General features: G+C 45.5%; 16 protein-coding genes. 4 read left to right on the top strand and 12 right to left on the bottom strand.

Going from position 1 to position 18462, the window contains the following annotated elements; genetic code table 11:
* Nucleotides 1-9: 9 nt before the first annotated feature.
* Complete coding sequence (gene dacB / locus CEQ32_RS04835) at nt 10-1530, top strand: D-alanyl-D-alanine carboxypeptidase/D-alanyl-D-alanine-endopeptidase (protein ID WP_088585600.1); 1521 nt, start codon at nt 10-12, stop codon at nt 1528-1530.
* 61 nt (nt 1531-1591) lie between these two features.
* On the opposite strand, the gene CEQ32_RS04840 is transcribed toward dacB, so the two are convergent.
* The 10 genes from CEQ32_RS04840 to aroA all read right to left on the bottom strand — a co-directional run bounded on the left by CEQ32_RS04840 (nt 1592) and on the right by aroA (nt 11650).
* Nucleotides 1592-3349, bottom strand: a complete 1758-nt coding sequence (locus CEQ32_RS04840) for an acyl-CoA dehydrogenase family protein (RefSeq protein ID WP_037428085.1) — start codon at nt 3347-3349, stop codon at nt 1592-1594.
* Nucleotides 3350-3572: 223 nt separating this feature from the next.
* Nucleotides 3573-4115 (bottom strand): DUF2058 domain-containing protein, encoded by a 543-nt coding sequence (locus CEQ32_RS04845; RefSeq protein WP_037428086.1) that lies wholly within the window; start codon nt 4113-4115, stop codon nt 3573-3575.
* Between the two features lie 48 nt (nt 4116-4163).
* Nucleotides 4164-4988, bottom strand: coding sequence for an SDR family oxidoreductase (locus tag CEQ32_RS04850; protein ID WP_047537802.1), 825 nt, complete (start codon nt 4986-4988; stop codon nt 4164-4166).
* A 75-nt stretch (nt 4989-5063) separates the two neighbouring features.
* Nucleotides 5064-5759 carry an orotidine-5'-phosphate decarboxylase gene (gene pyrF, locus CEQ32_RS04855; protein ID WP_088585601.1) on the bottom strand — a complete coding sequence of 232 codons (696 nt, stop codon included), beginning with the start codon at nt 5757-5759 and terminating at the stop codon, nt 5064-5066.
* Between the two features lie 42 nt (nt 5760-5801).
* The gene (lapB, locus tag CEQ32_RS04860) at nt 5802-6962 is read right to left on the bottom strand and encodes a lipopolysaccharide assembly protein LapB (RefSeq protein WP_037418905.1); all 1161 of its coding nucleotides are present in this window, start codon (nt 6960-6962) and stop codon (nt 5802-5804) included.
* Nucleotide 6963: 1 nt separating this feature from the next.
* On the bottom strand, nt 6964-7239 hold the full coding sequence (locus tag CEQ32_RS04865; RefSeq protein ID WP_037418900.1) for a LapA family protein: 276 nt from the start codon (nt 7237-7239) through the stop codon (nt 6964-6966).
* 123 nt (nt 7240-7362) lie between these two features.
* Nucleotides 7363-7650: an integration host factor subunit beta gene (ihfB, locus tag CEQ32_RS04870; RefSeq protein ID WP_037418898.1), complete on the bottom strand. Its 288-nt coding sequence runs from the start codon at nt 7648-7650 to the stop codon at nt 7363-7365.
* A gap of 72 nt (nt 7651-7722) precedes the next feature.
* Nucleotides 7723-9390: a 30S ribosomal protein S1 gene (gene rpsA / locus CEQ32_RS04875; RefSeq protein ID WP_011072381.1), complete on the bottom strand. Its 1668-nt coding sequence runs from the start codon at nt 9388-9390 to the stop codon at nt 7723-7725.
* A 103-nt stretch (nt 9391-9493) separates the two neighbouring features.
* Nucleotides 9494-10186 (bottom strand): (d)CMP kinase, encoded by a 693-nt coding sequence (cmk, locus tag CEQ32_RS04880; protein WP_037418896.1) that lies wholly within the window; start codon nt 10184-10186, stop codon nt 9494-9496.
* Between the two features lie 183 nt (nt 10187-10369).
* Nucleotides 10370-11650 (bottom strand): 3-phosphoshikimate 1-carboxyvinyltransferase, encoded by a 1281-nt coding sequence (gene aroA, locus CEQ32_RS04885; protein ID WP_088585602.1) that lies wholly within the window; start codon nt 11648-11650, stop codon nt 10370-10372.
* A gap of 433 nt (nt 11651-12083) precedes the next feature.
* Between aroA and CEQ32_RS04890 the strand changes: the two genes are divergently transcribed.
* The 3 genes from CEQ32_RS04890 to CEQ32_RS04900 all read left to right on the top strand — a co-directional run bounded on the left by CEQ32_RS04890 (nt 12084) and on the right by CEQ32_RS04900 (nt 16106).
* Nucleotides 12084-13274 carry an amino acid aminotransferase gene (locus CEQ32_RS04890; RefSeq protein WP_088585603.1) on the top strand — a complete coding sequence of 397 codons (1191 nt, stop codon included), beginning with the start codon at nt 12084-12086 and terminating at the stop codon, nt 13272-13274.
* Between the two features lie 389 nt (nt 13275-13663).
* Nucleotides 13664-15223 (top strand): YjjI family glycine radical enzyme, encoded by a 1560-nt coding sequence (locus tag CEQ32_RS04895; protein ID WP_088586946.1) that lies wholly within the window; start codon nt 13664-13666, stop codon nt 15221-15223.
* Complete coding sequence (locus CEQ32_RS04900; RefSeq protein WP_188870350.1) at nt 15195-16106, top strand: YjjW family glycine radical enzyme activase; 912 nt, start codon at nt 15195-15197, stop codon at nt 16104-16106. Before CEQ32_RS04895 ends, CEQ32_RS04900 begins: the two co-directional genes overlap by 29 nt.
* Here the strand turns inward: CEQ32_RS04900 and CEQ32_RS04905 are convergent.
* Nucleotides 16103-17023, bottom strand: coding sequence for a LysR family transcriptional regulator (locus CEQ32_RS04905; protein WP_088585604.1), 921 nt, complete (start codon nt 17021-17023; stop codon nt 16103-16105). The genes CEQ32_RS04900 and CEQ32_RS04905 overlap by 4 nt on opposite strands.
* A 245-nt stretch (nt 17024-17268) precedes the next feature.
* Complete coding sequence (gene serC, locus CEQ32_RS04910) at nt 17269-18366, bottom strand: 3-phosphoserine/phosphohydroxythreonine transaminase (protein WP_088585605.1); 1098 nt, start codon at nt 18364-18366, stop codon at nt 17269-17271.
* Nucleotides 18367-18462: the final 96 nt, after the last annotated feature.

Genomic DNA, 18462 nt, shown 5'->3' on the forward strand with positions numbered 1-18462 from the left:
ACAACAGACATGGAAACGTTCTCCCCATTATTCAATTTACATCGTTCGGCAGGCATATTGCTAACGGTAGTCGCAACAGCCCTATTACCACATCAGCTGTGGGCTACGACTGCAGATATTCAACATGCGATCTTGAGTCAACAAATTAATGATATTGCACCACGTCACTCGCAAATTGCGCTGCTGGCACTGGATATGGCGAACAGTAAACAGCTTTATAGCCAGCAAGCTGATACCTTGTTTATCCCCGCCAGCACACAAAAGGTCCTTACTGCCGTCACAGCATTGGCCAACCTTGGGGCCGATTTTCGTTATGTGACGGAGCTGTGGAGCGATGCCCCTATTCGCCAAGGCCATATTGCGGGAAGTGTCTATCTGCGCTTTAGTGGCGATCCTACCCTCACTCAAGACGATCTTAAGGCCTTGTTTGCCCACCTACAAAAACAGGGCATCAACAGTATTGACGGGCATCTTTATCTTATCGGTGATAAACAAGAGCAATTACAAGCTCCTGGCTGGGTGTGGGACGACCTCGGCATTTGTTTTGCGGCGCCGGTGTCGAGTTACATCATCAATCAAAACTGTGTTTATGGGCAATTCGTTCCAAGCTCGAACAAGCATTCCTCTGAGGTCAAATTAAGGGTATCTAGTTTTGGGGTAAAGGTCAGCAGTGACGCGATATTCTCTCCCAAAGCTAGCCATGATTTTTGTCAGCTCGATTTAGTGCGACTTGGGCAAAATCAATATCACCTTCGGGGATGTTATCCGGGCAGTGAGGCTATTCCCCTCGCTATTGCAATAACCGATCCTGAAAAATTCGCTATGGATACGTTAACGGCCACACTCAAGGGGGAAATGTCGCTCTCGGGTAAAGTTAAAATTGGCAACGAAATACCTTCAAAGGCAAAACTTATCGCCAGTCACAGTAGTGCGCCTTTGCCGGAGTTGTTAAAGACTATGTTGCTTAAGTCGGATAATCTGATCGCCGACAGCCTATTTAAGTTAGTCGGACAACACTATTACAAAACCCAAGGAAATTTTACCAATGGTGCAGCGGCCATGCGCCATATCCTTAGCGATTTGGGAGTAGATTTAACCCACGCCAATATCGTCGATGGTTCAGGGCTTTCTCGTTATAACTTATTGAGCGCAAGGCAATTAGCCAATGTGCTTACACTAATTTATCAAGATGCACGCTTTCACAGCCTGATTGACAGTTTGCCCGAGGCGGGAGTCAGCGGTACGCTAAAATATCGACTGGGTTACACTCAACCACCGCTCAAAAACCGTGTTTTTGCCAAGACAGGTTCAATGCAAGGGGTTGCCAATTTAGCTGGTTTTATTCGAATACCACAGCGGGATATCTTATTTGTGGTGCTTGAGAATGGCATTAGTCCTGAAACTAAAAAACAACGCACGCCTGCGTTTAGCGCTGACTTTTTAACTCGTCTCATAACTACGGTTGAGCAACAGGCACAAACAAACCAAACATCAACCAAAGAACTCAACACGGTTAAATTAATTGACTGACAAAACTAAAAAGCACTGATAAATCAGTGCTTTTTACATCATTTATCTCACCAATCCAAACTTAGAATAATTCCGCTGGCATTGCCATAGTACTGGCATCACCCGCACGCACTTGCGCTAAATGATAATCGGCCTTAGGCAATAACTTATCAAAATAGAATTTAGCGAGGTAAGCTTTTTGCTCGGCAAAGTTTTTATCCTCGGCGCTAGGGACCTTATCCAACATGGCTAGCCAATAAAAACCATATAAGCTGTAACCAAAGGCATCTAAAAAGTCGACTGCACAAGCATTGATTAACGCAGGTTGAGTCAGTTTTTGCTCATTGATCGATTCAGCCACATGGACTAAAGCATCTAAACGAGCACAAACGGCGGCAACTTTTACACCGTCGACCTGTGTAAATTCACGCATTTGTGCTTTTAATTCGGCCACAAACTCTTTTAGCGTCGCTAAGTTGTCGCCAGTGACTTTTCGACCAAGGAAGTCAATGGCTTGAATACCATTTGTGCCTTCATAGATTTGCGCAATGCGGGTATCACGTACCAATTGCTCAATGCCTGTTTCACGAATATAACCATGTCCACCAAAGACTTGCTGCGCCATGATAGTCGCGTCTAAACCACGGTCAGTTAAAAACGCTTTAGCAACGGGTGTTAATAAACCCACGTAGCGGGCAGCTTTAGCTTTAACCTCATCTTGAGCATATTTCGCCAAATCGAGCTGTTTGCCGGTAAATATGGATAAGGCACGTCCCGCTTCTGTCATCGCGCGGATTGTCAGTAGCATACGGCGCACATCGCCATGGACGATAATAGGATCAGAATCGCTTCCCGTGGGTGAGCCACCGGCAGCAACGCCTTGATTGCGCTCTTTAGCATAATCGGCGGCCATTTGATATGCGGCTTGTGCGCTGCCAAGCCCTTGAATACCAATAGCTAAACGTTCGTAGTTCATCATGGTGAACATACAAACCAAGCCACGATTAGGCTGGCCAATCAGATAGCCCTTTGCTTCATCAAAATTCATCACACAGGTTGCTGAGCCTTTAAGGCCCATTTTGTGCTCGATTGACCCCACGCTAACACCATTAGCCTCACCTAAGCTGCCATCATCATTAACCGTGATTTTGGGTACGAGGAACAGTGAAATACCTTTGCTTTCTGGTAATTTTGCCAGCACTAAGTGAATAACGTTTTCAGTTAGATCGTGATCGCCACCAGTAATAAAAATTTTGCTGCCACTGATCGCATAACTGCCGTCCTCCAATGGAATAGCGCGAGTGCGAATATTACGCAGATCAGAGCCAGCTTGTGGCTCTGTCATATCCATCGCTCCAGCCCATTCACCAGAATATAACTTGGGTAAATAAGCTTGTTTTAATGCTTCGCTACCGTGGGCATTGATACACAAAGCTGCCCCCGCGGTTAATGAGCCATAAAGCGTAAACGCGTTGCAGGCACTGTAGGCCATTTCATCCACTAATACACCAAGCATTTTGGGCATGCCCATACCACCAAACTCAGGCTCACCACATAGGCCTACCCAACCACCTTCAGAATATTGCTTATATACGGCTTTATACCCCTCAGGGGTAATCACACCATTATCTTGGTGTAAAACGCCTTGCTCATCACCAGCACGGTTTAGCGGATGGATTAATTCAGCACTGATTTTTGCCGCTTCTTCAAGGATTGCATTGGCCGTATCCATATCAACCATTTCTGCAATCTCAGGTAATTGTGACCACGTATTTGGGGCATCAAAAACCTGTTCCAGTAAGAAACGCATATCTGCTAACGGGGCTTGGTAAGGATTCATTGGGAGACTCTTAAACGTAGGATTTAAACAGTTGTTTTAATTTATACCAGTTCTATACAGAAAACAATCTCATTACAAATTCACTTTGATGCTAAGCACTAATCTACGCAACATAACAGAGTGAAGAACGGGCAATAAAAAACCCTTAAGTGACCTTAAGGGTTATAGTGTAGCGAGAAGTAAACTTGGTTGTCGTCGGCTTAGCTCACGATTAACGTATTGATTACCACATTAAATCGTCAGGGATCGCATAATCAGCATAAGGGTCATCTTCGACTTCTACGGCCTTACCCGCATCCTGTTGCCACAAATAGCCGCACCATTGTGGCACCAATAGATTCACACGTTCGGCAAGCTTGTGGGGGACGAGGTAGCTCTTATCTTCGTATCGAACAATCCCTAATTGGCCTTTAAGCAATTCGGATTGAATTTTCTCATCGATATAGACAGAGTAAATTTTATTGTCGAGCGTATAGTTGAATTTGATCTCGGCATGACTTGGGATCTTGATAGCAAATTGCGTGAATTCACTCACTAATCCTCGCACTTGTCCTCGGGCCGTTGCCTCTGCAAAGCGTTGTTCATTGAGGGCTTTGTCTTTTTCAGCTTGTAAGCGTTTTTGCTCGGCAATCTCAAGTTTTAACGCGCTTGAGCCATCGTCAACCCGCGCCTTTTTATCGCGACGCTTTTGCGTTTTTACATCACGCACTTTTTGTTTACTGGCAAGTCCAGCTTTCAGTAGCTGCTCTTGTAATGCATTCGCCATGGATTTTCACCCGATTTTCTATTAAATAAATGAGTTATAACTATTTAGTTACTGCCCTTTGCTTGCTAATTCACCTAAGGCAGTCATCGCGATACTGGCACCGCCCAGTGACCAACCTCCATCGACGGGAAGTACAACCCCCGTGATATAGGATGCCAGCTCAGAGCCTAAAAATAATGCTGCGTTGGCAATATCTTGCCCTTCCCCATTACGTTTTAACGGTACCGATTGTGCCACTTGTTGCTGTAGTGCAGCGCTCGGCGCTAAACGATTAAAGCCTTCGGTGCCTGTAATTGGGCCTGGAATAATGGAGTTAATTCGAATGCCTTCACAGCCCCATTCAATAGCTAAGGTTCGCGTCAGCATGTCAACCCCCGCTTTTGCCGCACAAACATGGGCCTGCATTGGCATCGCAATCGATGCCTGTGGCGCAGAAATTTGAATAATATTCCCCTGTGGGCGACGCAGTAAAGGATAAGCTGTTTTCAGTACTTGGAAACTGCCCAATAAATCAATATCCATTACGGCTTTAAAACCATTCGCCGAAAGCTTAGCGGCAGTTGCTGGGAAATTGCCCGCAGCGCCGCTCACCAATACATCAATAAAACCAAATTCTGAGGCGATGGTTTCAAAGCCCAGTTCTACTGCGGCTAAATCCCTGACATCAAAACTCACCCCAAGATGTATCCCATCTGGATTCGCCTGTTTGAGCTGTAACACCGCAGCATCGACTTTATCTTTGCTTCGACTCGCCACCGCCACATTAGCTCCCGCATGGGCAAACGCAATGGCAATTGCGAGGTTTATACCACTGGTACCACCGGCAACGACAACATTCTTACCCTGATAATTAAACATCGTAGTATTGAGCATGGACGTTCTCCGTGAACAGTTAAAGTTTGTCGCGAATACGAACCTTAAAAGCTAAATAGTGTACTGTTCAGTATACTAAAGCAAAGATTGGTGAATCGCCTGCAGCGCAGCCAGAGGATCTGTCGCCTTAGTGATCGGACGACCAATCACTAAATAATCAGAACCGGCAGCAAGCGCCTCAGGCGGCGTCATCACACGGTGTTGGTCGCCAACCTCACTACCCACAGGACGAATACCAGGTGTAATAAGTTTAAAGTCTTGGCCTAATAAAGATTTAAGCACACTCGCTTCTTGGGCTGAACAGACAACACCATCAAGTCCGGCCTGTTTAGTCAATTTAGCTAAACGCTGAACATGCTCAAATGCTGGCACATCAATGCCGATGAGCTTCAGATCGTCATCGCTCATAGAGGTTAATACCGTCACAGCAATCAGCATTGGCGCCTCTTTACCGTAAGGCAGCAAAGCCTTTCTCGCCGCTTCCATCATCGCTAAGCCGCCACTGGCATGGACATTCGTCATCCACACACCAAGTTCCGCTGCAGCAGCAACCGCTTTCGCAACCGTATTAGGGATATCGTGAAATTTTAAGTCGAGGAAAAGATCGAAGCCACGGTCATGGATATCTTTAACTAACTGCGGGCCGAACAGGGTAAACATTTCTTTGCCAACTTTAAGGCGGCACATGTTGGGATCGAGTTGATCTATCAATTGTAAAGCGTGGTTTTTATTATCGTAATCAAGCGCTACGAGGATAGGTTTAGTCGTCATCATCTCTCCAACAGGGTTACACTAACTAGATATTTTAAAAAGTTATTCACCATCCAAGCCTCTGATCCGTTTAATGGTGCCCCACTTTTTGCAAGAAGGACAATGCCAATATAGTGTATGGGATGGGAAACCACATTCTTTACAGCGGTAGCTTGGCCGGAATTTAATTTGTTGTTCAACAAGTTGCTCAAGCATTGTCAAACTTTGTTTAGCTTGCCCTTCTTCTGCTTGGCGTAGATGCATTTGCATTAAGTGCTGAAAACCCTTCATGGTCGGATGGCGATAAAGCGCATCGAGCACCATGTTTTCAGCAGCTTTAATCTCATCAAGGCTTATCATATGTTGGGCAAGCGCCACCACTACGGATGCGCCAGCACCTTCAGCCATAGCGCCAGCTAATAACTCTTGATAGCCCTCTTTATCTTGAGTATCGCGATATACTTCTTTAGCCGTCGGCAGGGCATCAGCAAAAAGCTCAATATCGGCCTTTTTTAATGCTATCAGCATGGATTTACACTGACTGTAATCCTTCGCATCGAGAAATTTCTTGGCAAGAGTCAATAAGGCTCGGCCACATTTGGGATCTTGTTTTAAGGCCTGTTGCAGTAGCTTGACCTTCTCTGCATCATCACTGGTTTCATCGGCAAGTTGGCAATAAAAATGGGCAGTTATCGGTTTGAGTACGAGTTGACGTTTACGGCTTAAACGTTTGGTGATATCGATGGCTTTTTGCCATTCCTTTATCACTTGGTAAATCGCAATCAGCTGAGTTTCAGACTCTTCGCTGTGGTCATCTTGACTCACCAAATTCAGAAAAATTTCTTCAGCACGGTCGTAAAATCCCGCGGCAAGATAGTCTTTGCCCAGCTCCATCATGGCGATATCGCGCTGCTCATTGGTGAGCGTAGGACGGGCAATTAAGTTTTGATGGATACGAATCGAGCGGTCAACCTCTCCACGCTTACGGAATAAGGAACCGAGGGAGAGATGGGTGTCGATGGTTTCATCGTCTACATCGAGCATACTGATGAACAAGTCGACCGCTTTGTCCGACTCGTTAGACAATAAGTAATTTAAGCCGGTGAAATAATCACGACTTAATTGTTTACGCTGATTGCTCTGATTTTGCCTTATGCTCCGCCGCCCCATATACCAACCGTAACCGGCAGCAATAGGAAGCAACAGGAAGAGGATCTCAAGCATATTAGGCGTCTACACCTTGAGGTTTTTTAGCAGTTTGAACCGTTAATTTCTTTTTCGTTGCCGCTAAAGCCAATTTAAGTTTCACAATATAATAGCTCGCTACCAGCCAACTAAGCATAAAGCCTGCAAAGAAAACAATCGCTAACACAACGGGTAAACGGTACTCCCCTTGTGCCACAAAGTAGCTGATTGTCACGACTTGTTCATTACGTGCGCCAAAAATCAAAGCCACTATAAATAACAGTGCCACTAGGACTGTCGCTACAAAAGATTTCACGTCGCACTCCCTTAAACGCCTTTCAATTTTCTGATTATCCAAGAAATTTACTGAGCTGACCAGCTTTGCCTTACATTAGATATAAAAAAGCCCCCTTGCGGAGGCTTTTTGCAATGCGGTCAATTAAACATTGACAGCGTCAACGCGTTCGCGCAGTTCTTTGCCTGGCTTAAAGTGCGGGACGTATTTGCCTTCCAATTCGACGGATGAACCCGTCTTTGGATTGCGGCCAGTACGCGGCGCACGATAATGAAGCGAGAAACTACCAAAGCCACGGATCTCAATACGATCACCGCTTTCTAATGTTGATGCCATTTGCTCCAACATCTCTTTGATTGCGCCTTCTACCTCTTTCGCCGACAGCTGCGACTGCCTGGTGGCGAGTTTTTCGATCAGTTCGGATTTTGTCATCCTAGCTATCCCCTATTATCAAGCCAAACACAGTCACCTAATGGGGAGAAAATCTCCCCATACAACAGGCGATTATTTGCGAGCTGCTTTAAACGCTTCAGCCATTGCATTACTAATAACAGCGTCTTCTTGTTTATTCAAGGTCGCCATTACTTCTTTTTCTTCAGCTTCGTCTTTCGCTTTGATTGACAGGCTGATAGAACGGTTCTTACGGTCAACACCCATGAACTTAGCTTCGATTGCGTCACCTACTGAGTAAACAGTAGATGCATCTTCGATGCGCTCACGGCTGATGTCAGCTACACGGATGTAACCTTCAACAGTGTCAGCCAGTTCAACAGTCACACCTTTAGCATCAACAGCAGAAACAGTACCGTGTACGATAGTACCTTTCTTCTTGTCAGCTAAGTAAGCGTTGAATGGGTCGTCTTCAGTTTGTTTAACACCTAAGCTGATACGCTCACGCTCTGGGTCAACAGACAGAACCACTGCGTGGATTTCGTCGCCTTTCTTGTACTCAGATACTGCGTCTTCGCCAGTGCCGTTCCAAGAAATGTCAGACAAGTGAACTAAACCATCGATACCGCCATCAAGACCGATGAAAATACCGAAGTCAGTGATTGACTTGATCTTACCAGAAACCTTGTCGCCTTTGTTGTAACGAGTTGCGAAGTCATCCCATGGGTTGGTCTTACATTGCTTCAGACCTAGAGAAATACGACGACGCTCTTCATCGATGTCCAGAACCAGAACTTCAACTTCATCACCTAAGTTAACCACTTTAGATGGGTGGATGTTCTTGTTAGTCCAATCCATTTCAGAAACGTGAACTAAACCTTCAACGCCTTCTTCGATTTCAACGAAACAACCGTAGTCAGTCAGGTTAGTTACGCGACCAGTTAACTTAGTGTTTTCTGGGTAGCGCTTGCTGATTTCTAACCATGGATCTTCGCCAAGTTGTTTCAGACCTAGAGACACACGAGTGCGCTCACGATCATACTTCAGTACTTTAACGTTGATTTCGTCACCAACGTTGACGATTTCAGATGGGTGCTTAACGCGTTTCCATGCCATATCAGTGATATGTAACAGACCGTCAACGCCACCTAAATCTACGAATGCACCGTAGTCAGTCAGGTTCTTAACGATACCTTTAACTGCTTGACCTTCTTGCAGGTTTTCTAACAGTGCATCACGCTCAGCGCTGCTTTCTGATTCGATAACTGCACGACGAGAAACAACAACGTTGTTACGCTTCTGGTCTAGTTTGATAACTTTGAATTCTAATTCTTTGTACTCTAAGTGAGCGGTGTCGCGAACTGGGCGCACGTCAACTAGAGAACCTGGTAAGAAGGCACGGATACCGTTTAATTCAACAGTGAAACCGCCTTTCACTTTACCATTGATGATACCGATTACAGTTTCAGCATCTTCGTAAGCTTTTTCCAGAACGATCCAAGCTTCGTGACGTTTCGCTTTTTCGCGAGACAGTTGAGTCTCACCGAAGCCGTCTTCAACAGAGTCAAGAGCTACGTCAACTTCATCACCAACAGCGATTTCTAAAACACCTTGAGCGTTTTTGAATTGTTCAGCTGGGATTGGGCTTTCAGACTTCAGACCTGCATCAACCAGAACCATACCGTTTTCGATAGCAACTACAGTACCACGAACGATAGAGCCTGGACGGAATTCCAGAGTTTGAAGGGATTGTTCAAATAGATCAGCAAAAGATTCAGTCATGTTTAAGTTACTTTAATGTAATAAACCACAGTCAATCCTAGACGTGGAGTCAGTCAAATTATCCGTATCATCCTTAATACGAATACCTACCCGAGCAATAATTTTAGTTAGTGCTGGATAATTTTTGCTTGATAAAGTTGAGCGCAAGCTCCAGTACTTCATCAATACCTTTATCGCTTGTATCGATAACGAGCGCATCCTCGGCTGGGACCAATGGTGCCACAGGACGATTCATATCGCGGTCATCACGTTCGATAATTTCAGCTAAAAGGCGCTCGATATTAACATCGAAGCCCTTGTCCTGCAACTGATTATAGCGTCTTTGAGCCCGCTCTTGTGCAGATGCCGTTAAATATAATTTAGCCGATGCTGTTGGGAAAACTACCGTCCCCATATCGCGGCCATCGGCGATCAATCCCGGTGCCGTTCTAAAGGCTCGTTGGCGACGCAATAAGGCTTCCCTAACACGGGGAAACGCCGCCACTTTAGAGGCAGCATTTGAACATTCTTGGGTACGTATCGCTGTGGTGACGTCTTCACCTTCTAAGATCACTTGAACGGGGTCTTTCTCATTGCCCGTTAAAAATTTCACATCGAGGTGTGAAGCTAGCAAGGTGATGGACTCTTCATTTTCCAATTCTACGTCGTGATGAATGGCAGCTAGTGCAAGTACTCGATAAATTGCACCACTATCAAGCAGTTGCCAACCTAGATGCTTAGCCAATAATTGGCTAATTGTCCCTTTACCAGCACCACTTGGGCCGTCGATTGTGACTACAGGAGCCCGTTCAGACATACATTCCTCCGCAAAAAATAATCATCATCCGTGAGTTCATAAGTAGAGCCCCGAAAATGAGCGCGCCGCATTGTACAATAATATACAAATAAAATCCGTGGATTTTTTATGAAGTTTAGAAGCCGCTCAAATGCGGCTTCTTTTGTTTGATATGGTCAGAAGTCAATCTGTTAGCTGAAAACGTTAGGCCTTCAGACTGGCAAATTGAGCAAAATAGTCAGGGAAGGTTTTCGAGGTGCAGTCAGGATCATTAATAGTGATCCCGCAATCGGCAAAGGCCAGCATGGAGAAGCACATGGCCATGCGGTGATCGTTATAAGTGTCAATCTCTGCGGTATTCAGCACAGCTGGCGGCGTGATTTGAATATAATCATGTCCCTCTTCGACTAACGCGCCGACTTTACGCAGCTCAGTTGCCATCGCCGCCAAACGGTCGGTCTCTTTAATGCGCCAGTTATAAATGTTACGAATGGTGGTTGTGCCCTTAGCAAACAATGCTGCGGTAGCAATGGTCATCGCCGCATCGGGAATATGATTCATGTCTAAATCAACCGCAGTTAACGGCGCGCCACGGGCAATAATATAATCATCGCCCCACTCAATATCAGCGCCCATTTTTTCCAGCACATCGGCAAATTTCACATCGCCTTGAATGCTTAAACGGCCAACACCAGTGACTTTCACCTCACCGCCTTTGATGGCACCCGCCGCTAAAAAGTAAGATGCGGAAGAGGCATCCCCTTCTACTAACACTTTACCCGGTGACACATACTGCTGCCCGACGGGGATCTCAAAGCGTGCGTAATCATGATTGATAACATTAACCCCAAACTGCGCCATCAGCGCTAAGGTGATGTCGATATAAGGCTTAGAAACCAGTTCTCCCTTAACATGAATATTCACGCTACCCTTCGCAAGGGGCACAACCATTAACAACGCCGTTAAGAATTGGCTAGACAGATCGCCGGCAATTTCCACATCACCACCATTAAGACCAGTCGCATTAATGGTTAGAGGCGGGAAACCGTCATTTTTTAAATACACAACATTGGCACCAAGTTGCCTTAAGGCATCGACTAAGTCACCGATAGGACGCTCTTCCATGCGCGGCTCGCCGGTTAAGGTAAATTCGCCTCGCCCCAAGGTCAGCGCAGCACACAATGGCCGCATTGCCGTGCCCGCATTGCCTAAAAACAGCGTTTGCGCGCTGTCTGCCGAAATCGTCCCACCTAACCCTATGAGTTCACAGACAGTGTTGTTTTGCGATAAACTGTATTCAACCCCTAACTGCTTTAAAGACGCCAACATGTGGCGAATATCATCGGAGTCGAGCAGATTGGTGAGCGTGGTGGTACCTTTGGCTAAGGTCGCCAATAATAAAGCGCGGTTTGAAATACTTTTTGAGCCGGGAATATTGATCTCACCGCGGACTTGCACAACAGGTTCAAGACGTAATTGCTTCATGAATAAATCTTCTTTCTCTTTGGGCGTGATTGATGTCATCACGCGAACTGAATAGGCTAATGGCAACTTCACGCTACAGAACGTCAAGTTTACGTTACTAATAAAAGGAGATTGGGGACCTTGTTGGTGCTTCGTCGTTATAAAATTACCGATAGTGACGCAGGATTCAACCGTTTTTTACTAAAAAATGGCTTTTGAAACCGGAAATTTACTCAAGTCAGCCTAAAAATAACAAAAATACTAAATATAATGGGTGAAATTGTGATCTAAACGCTTTTTCGGCAGGCTTTTTTGCCAGACTAATTGGTCTCTAAACACCATTTTTACTTTAAAGTTTTCATCTATTCACGTTATCCTAGGTTTCAATCGATAAATCACGCACATCCTATGTGATTCATGCTGTCGCTTAATAACTAGAAAGGTAGATGGAGCTATGTTTAACTCACTCATCGCAATGCCTGCGGATCCGATCCTCGGCTTGTTGACCCAGTACCGCGAAGACACACATCCACAGAAAGTAGACTTAGGTGTCGGTGTTTATAAAGACCCCGCGGGAAACACCCCCATTCTCAATTGTGTAAAAAAAGCCGAGAAATTTCGTTTAGAAACAGAGACGACAAAGGTCTATATCGGTCCAACTGGTTCGCCTCAGTTTAATACCCTGATGACACAATTAGCCTTTGGCAGTGATCATAGCGCGATTATCGCTAACCGTATTCGTACAGTTTCCACACCCGGCGGTACAGGCGCCCTGCGTGTTGCGGGTGACTTTATTAAGCGCTGCAATCCTAATGCGGTATTGTGGGTAAGCGATCCTACATGGGCTAACCATACCGGTTTATTCGAAGCTGCTGGGATCACAGTAAAAACTTATCCCTATTATGACTACGATAGTAAATCATTGAAATTTGATGAGATGCTTGCTGCATTATCGCAAGTGAGTCCTGATGACGTGGTGTTATTTCACGCCTGTTGCCATAACCCAAGTGGGATGGATTTAACCACTGAGCAATGGGACAAAGTGGTTGCCCTCACCAAAGAGCAAGGTTTTACCCCGCTTATCGACATGGCTTACCAAGGTTTTGGTGATGGTGTTGATATTGATGCCTACGGCGTGCGTAAAATGGCTGCCGCGGTCGATAATATGATCCTGTGCAGCTCATGCTCGAAAAACTTCGGTCTGTACCGTGAGCGTATTGGTTCCTGCTCTGTGATTGCCAAAGATGCCAATACCGCCAATATCGCGCAATCTGTACTGCTTTATGTGGTTCGCTGCCTCTACTCCATGCCGCCAGCCCACGGCGCGGCGATTGTTGAGACGATTTTAGGATCAAAAGAATTAACCCAAGAATGGCTTGATGAGCTCAAAGTGATGCGCGACCGTATCAATGGTAACCGCGCGATTTTAGTTGAAAAACTCAAAGCCAATGGTGTTGATCGCGACTTTAGCTTTATCGCTCGCCAAAAAGGCATGTTCTCCTTCCTTGGAGTTAATCCTGAGCAAGTGGCGCGTCTACAGAAAGAATTTAGCATTTATATGGTAGGGTCAAGCCGCATTAGCATAGCAGGCATTAGCGAAGACAATGTGGATTACTTAGCTAAGTCGATTGCCAAAGTGCTTTAATACAAGCGCTTTAAATACCAGCGATTTAGTACTTTTTAACCATCGACTTACTCTGCTGCATTCTCTATCTAGGATGCAGCAGAGTTTATCTACCGCTTGTCAATATTACACTCAAGTTCTATTTAGTTTGGATTGACGAGTCTTCCTTTTCGTTTCTCCCCAAAAAACCTCATAAGCCACGCCATCGTCACCCTTTAAGCATTTATTTTCAATCGTAAAACCCTATTTGAATGACGTTGACTCCACGGTCTTATCACAATAAACCGCACGTTGTGATCTCGGTCGGCGGATTTCCATTTTATCAATCGGGGCTACGGTAATTTTCACTTTTTAAAGCCAAATCTGCTGAGTAGATTAATCGTCATTATTGAACTTGTGTGTATTCCGCCATGTTATTACAAGATAAATTAATGCAAATCGTCACGAGCCCGCAGCTTTCACCTAAGCAAAAATCTAACTATTTAGCGTTGGAGGCTGAGGCAAGTTTGCCCTATATGCCGATATCGACTGAGGTTAACGCGGCAATGAATGACGGCGTGATCTGCGATATGTTTGAAGGCCATGCACCGTTTAAACCGCGTTATGTATTGCCAGATTATGCCCGTTATCTTCAGCAAGGCTCAGAATATTTAGAGCTTTCACCTGCACAGGATTTAGATGAAGCCCTCAATGCCTTAACGATTCTGTATCACCATGTGCCATCGGTGACCAATATCCCCGTGTATTTAGGTCAGTTGGACGACATTTTGATGCCTTTCGTGGAAGGAATGGATGCGGATGTCCTTTATCGTAAACTAAAGCTGTTCTGGATCATGCTAGACAGAACCCTGCCCGACGCCTTTATGCACGTCAATATTGGCCCGACAGACAATATTGTTTGCCGTACCCTACTGCGCATTGATGCCGAGCTCAAACAAGTTGCCCCCAATTTAACCTTTATGTATGACCCCGCCGTCACGCCGGATGAATTATTGCAAATTGCGGCCACCAATATTTGTCAGTGCAGTAAACCGCATATCGCCAACTATCCTCTGCATGCCAGTGCATTTGACAAGCGCGGCTTTGGTATTGTGAGTTGCTACAATGCCTTACCATTAGCAGGCGGCGCTAATACCTTGGTTAGACTCAATCTGAAAGAAGTGGCATTAAAGGCCACATCAATCAATGACTTTTTTGAGCGTGTCTTGCCCTATTACTGCTCACTCACCTTCGAACTTATCGAGGCGCGCTCAGCATTTTTACATCAAGAGTCGCACTTCTTTGATAGCTTTTTAGTTAAAGAACAATTGATTGATGAATCGCGCTTTGCCCCCATGTTTGGTATTTACGGTATGGCTGAAGCGGTGAATATTCTGCAAGCTCAGATGACAAGTGAGACAGACAAATCATCTCAATCAAACAAACCCACAGGTTATGGCCATAGCATGGATGCAAACCAACTTGGCTACCGTATTTCTGCCGCCCTCGATACCATATTAAAATCCACGCCCGTCACCTATGGCTACCATGGACGAGCGCTGCTGCATTCACAGGGCGGTATTAGTCTCGATAAAAACGTGACGCCTGGCGTTCGCATTCCCTATGGCACAGAACCCAACCCCATCGCCCATATTCAAGCCCTCGCGCAGCATCACCAGTATTATACGGCGGGGATCAGCGATATTTTGACTATCGATGAAACCATCAAATCCAATCCTCAAGCCATGTTCCAACTGTGTAAAGCGGCACTGGAGTTAGGCTTTAGGGAATTTACCGCCAATGTGGCCTCTAACGATTTAATGCGCGTCACTGGCTATATGGTAAAACGCTCTGATATTGAAGCATTTAAACAATGCGGTTCGCGCCTTAATACCACGGGTTTAGGGGCTGAAGCAGCACAAAATACCGGCATATTGCAACGCCAAGCACGCGTTATTGCCCATGAGCACTCCCGCTGTGTTGTTAACTAAATCGGCCATAAATAAGCAGGCAATTGTCAGCCAACTATTGCCGTTTTCCTGCGTCGACGGGCCTGGCAGCAGGCTCGTGTTATTCTTGCAGGGCTGCAACTATCAATGTAAAAACTGCCATAACCCACATACCATCGGCTTATGCGATGGCTGTGGCGATTGCATCGCCACCTGCCCTGACAAGGCGCTGACATTGATAAACGCTAACAATAAGCATCAGATCCATTGGGATAAAGACCGTTGTAGCCAGTGCGATACTTGTCTTGCTGTGTGTCCAAAACAAGCCAATCCCAAAGTCACCCGACACACTGTGGAAGAAATCTTGGCGATTCTTCACCATCAGCGTCAATTTATTAATGGCATTACGGTGAGCGGCGGCGAAGCAAGTCTACAACTGCCATTTATTATTGAATTATTTAAAGCGATTAAGGCATCAACGTCGTTATCACAGTTAACCTGTATGCTTGATACCAATGGCAGTTTGAGCCTCACTGGCTGGCATAAACTGCTGCCCTTTTTAGACGGCGCTATGGTGGATCTTAAAGCATGGCAACGAGATTCCCATAGATACATTACCGGGCGAGATAACCATGCGGTGTTCAAATCCATTCAACTTTTGGCGCAGCAGCAAAAACTGTATGAAGTAAGATTGCTGCATATTCCAGGTATTACGGATTTTGAACAGGAGATAGACGCGCTATCTTGCTATTTACTGACACTCGGTGCCGATACGCGGGTGAAATTAAACGCCTTTCACCACCATGGTGTGGTTGATGAGGCGTTAACATGGCCAAGTTGCACTCAAACCGATATTGAAGCCTTAGCAGCCTCCCTTGCCCAGCGAGGTTTAACAAATATCGTGTTACCGTCCATCTACCTTTAACGGCTACAAAGCAGGATCTGCTCGTACAGCCAGCGTAGCGCGGGATCCTTGATACTTTGTTTATGCCATACGAGGCTATAAGCCACTTTTCCATATTCGATGGGTAACGGTTTCACTGTTAAGCCTTTGGCTTGGCTCGCGATGGATGCCCAGCGGCGCGAGCAGGTAAACAGCAGTTCACTGTTGTGACACATTAACGCCGCGCTGCCAAAGTCTGGCACTGAAATGGGGACGGCACGTTTTTTAGATTGCTGAGCGAGTAAAATATCAAAATAAGGTGTACTCAGATCCGTATCTGTGATGCCTATATGGCTGTAGCTTAGGTAGTCATCAAAGCTGATATGCGATTGTTTGGCCAAGGGATGGGATGCATTCATTAAGCAAATCATTTCATCACTGAACAAGGTTTCCCACACTAGATCATCTTGCGAAGGATTAGGCTGACTCAAATCATGGGGTAACAGTACAAAGTCTAACGAGCCATTAATGAGTCCATCAAAACCAATATTGTCTTTGCTGTAAATATCGAGATGAATATGGGGCGCCAAACTCAAAATATGGGCGCTGAGTTTGGCGGCCAGCAGTTCAAAGGTGCTTTCACGCATTGCAAGCGAAAAACGCCCCTCATAGTTTATTGGGGTAAACGCATCTTGACTTATGATCTGATTCATATCATTGATCATTTGTTGCACGCTTGGGCCTAATCGTTTGGCTAAAGGTGTTGCAACCAGTGAATTACCATTACGGTAAAACAGTTCATCATTCAAACTGTCTCGAAGCTGACTTAAGGTTTTACTGACCGATGAAGGGCTTAAGCATAAACGTTCGGCGCTGGCGGTAACGCTCAGAGTATCGAGCATCACGTGTAAAGTGATTAAGTGCTTCATACTAATACGCGAAAGCTTGGCTAAATCCATCAGTGGTTTCCTGGTAATTTATCTTATGGTAAAAATCAAAATATCAATTTTTAATCATGATAAACAATACGATAAAACTTACCCAATAGATTGCTAAGTATATTGGTCTGTTATGCGCGCCGGCTCACAGGCTTGCTCGGTAAAAGTGCCTAACCAAATCCAGCCAACAAAAAAGCGAATGCATATGTGCATTCGCTTTTTGCGTATAACAGCTTAAAACTTATGCGCTATAGGGTGAGTGCGGACTAAATCTTGTGATGTTTAGCTGCAAACTCGTTCATAAATGTCACCAGCGCGGCAACACCTTCCAGTGGCATTGCATTGTATAGGCTTGCACGCATACCACCGACAATTCGGTGTCCTTTTAAAGCCACTAAGCCAGCCGCTTCGGCCTCTTTTAAGAAGGCGCCATCAAGGGATTCATCCGCCAGTTGGAAAGTCACGTTCATTTGTGAGCGGTTCGCAGCCACCACACCATTTTTATAGAAAGGATTGGCGTCGATACAGGCATATAGCATTTGCGCTTTTTGCTGATTGATTTTCGCGATACTGGCCACACCACCTAAGGATTTGAGCCAGGCAAACACTTCAGCCGCTAAGTACCAGGCAAATGTTGGTGGCGTATTGAACATAGAATCATGCTCTACCGCTAAACGATAATCCATAATGGATGATTGAGTTAAACTCGGCAGTTTCAACATATCATCACGCACGATCACAATAGATAAGCCCGAAGGACCAATGTTCTTCTGCGCACCGGCATAGATTAAGCCGTAACGGCTGACATCGATTTCACGCGACATAATGGTAGATGATAGGTCGGCGACAATCGGCCATGGACTGTCTAACTCATCAAAAATTTCGATACCATCAACTGTCTCATTTGGACAGTAGTGCACATAACGGTAATCGGCATCAATGTTATGCAGATCAGGCAGTACTACTGCATTGAGTCCATTATGTTTTTCAACAATGTTAAGGCTATCAATTTGCGCGTCGCCCGCCAGCTTTTGGGCTTCGGCTAATGCCGCAGAAGACCATTGACCACTGACTAAATACAGGGCACGACCTTGGTTACCTAAAAAATTATTCACAACGGCAGAGAACTGACCGCGACCACCGCCGTGCATAAACAGCACATGATAGTTTTGTGGAATGTGCATCAGCTCGCGTAAATCCGCCTCAGCTTGCTTGGTCAGCGCGATAAATTCCTTACCTCTGTGGCTGACTTCCATCACGGAGACACCTAGCCCATTCCAATCGAGTAATTCCTGTTGTGCTTTTTTCATTACCGCTGCGGGTAACATCGCAGGACCTGCACAGAAATTATAAATCGCGCTCACTGCCACTCTCCTTATTCACAAACCATGATATTAGAATTCATAAAATAAAACGTTGCCATGAAAAAAACGAGCGTCCAATTGGACGCTCGTTTTTAT

This window comes from Shewanella sp. FDAARGOS_354, from assembly GCF_002209245.2.
Taxonomy (GTDB): domain Bacteria; phylum Pseudomonadota; class Gammaproteobacteria; order Enterobacterales; family Shewanellaceae; genus Shewanella; species Shewanella xiamenensis.

Bases quoted from the DNA above. Each gene is read 5' to 3' on its own strand.
- dacB (WP_088585600.1), top strand. From the start codon at position 10: ATGGAAACGTTCTCCCCATTATTCAATTTACATCGTTCGGCAGGCATA.
- CEQ32_RS04840 (WP_037428085.1), bottom strand. From the start codon at position 3,349: ATGAATCCTTACCAAGCCCCGTTAGCAGATATGCGTTTCTTACTGGAA.
- CEQ32_RS04845 (WP_037428086.1), bottom strand. From the start codon at position 4,115: ATGGCGAATGCATTACAAGAGCAGCTACTGAAAGCTGGACTTGCCAGT.
- CEQ32_RS04850 (WP_047537802.1), bottom strand. From the start codon at position 4,988: ATGCTCAATACTACGATGTTTAATTATCAGGGTAAGAATGTTGTCGTT.
- pyrF (WP_088585601.1), bottom strand. From the start codon at position 5,759: ATGACGACTAAACCTATCCTCGTAGCGCTTGATTACGATAATAAAAAC.
- lapB (WP_037418905.1), bottom strand. From the start codon at position 6,962: ATGCTTGAGATCCTCTTCCTGTTGCTTCCTATTGCTGCCGGTTACGGT.
- ihfB (WP_037418898.1), bottom strand. From the start codon at position 7,650: ATGACAAAATCCGAACTGATCGAAAAACTCGCCACCAGGCAGTCGCAG.
- rpsA (WP_011072381.1), bottom strand. From the start codon at position 9,390: ATGACTGAATCTTTTGCTGATCTATTTGAACAATCCCTTCAAACTCTG.
- cmk (WP_037418896.1), bottom strand. From the start codon at position 10,186: ATGTCTGAACGGGCTCCTGTAGTCACAATCGACGGCCCAAGTGGTGCT.
- aroA (WP_088585602.1), bottom strand. From the start codon at position 11,650: ATGAAGCAATTACGTCTTGAACCTGTTGTGCAAGTCCGCGGTGAGATC.
- CEQ32_RS04890 (WP_088585603.1), top strand. From the start codon at position 12,084: ATGTTTAACTCACTCATCGCAATGCCTGCGGATCCGATCCTCGGCTTG.
- CEQ32_RS04895 (WP_088586946.1), top strand. From the start codon at position 13,664: ATGTTATTACAAGATAAATTAATGCAAATCGTCACGAGCCCGCAGCTT.
- CEQ32_RS04900 (WP_188870350.1), top strand. From the start codon at position 15,195: ATGAGCACTCCCGCTGTGTTGTTAACTAAATCGGCCATAAATAAGCAG.
- CEQ32_RS04905 (WP_088585604.1), bottom strand. From the start codon at position 17,023: ATGGATTTAGCCAAGCTTTCGCGTATTAGTATGAAGCACTTAATCACT.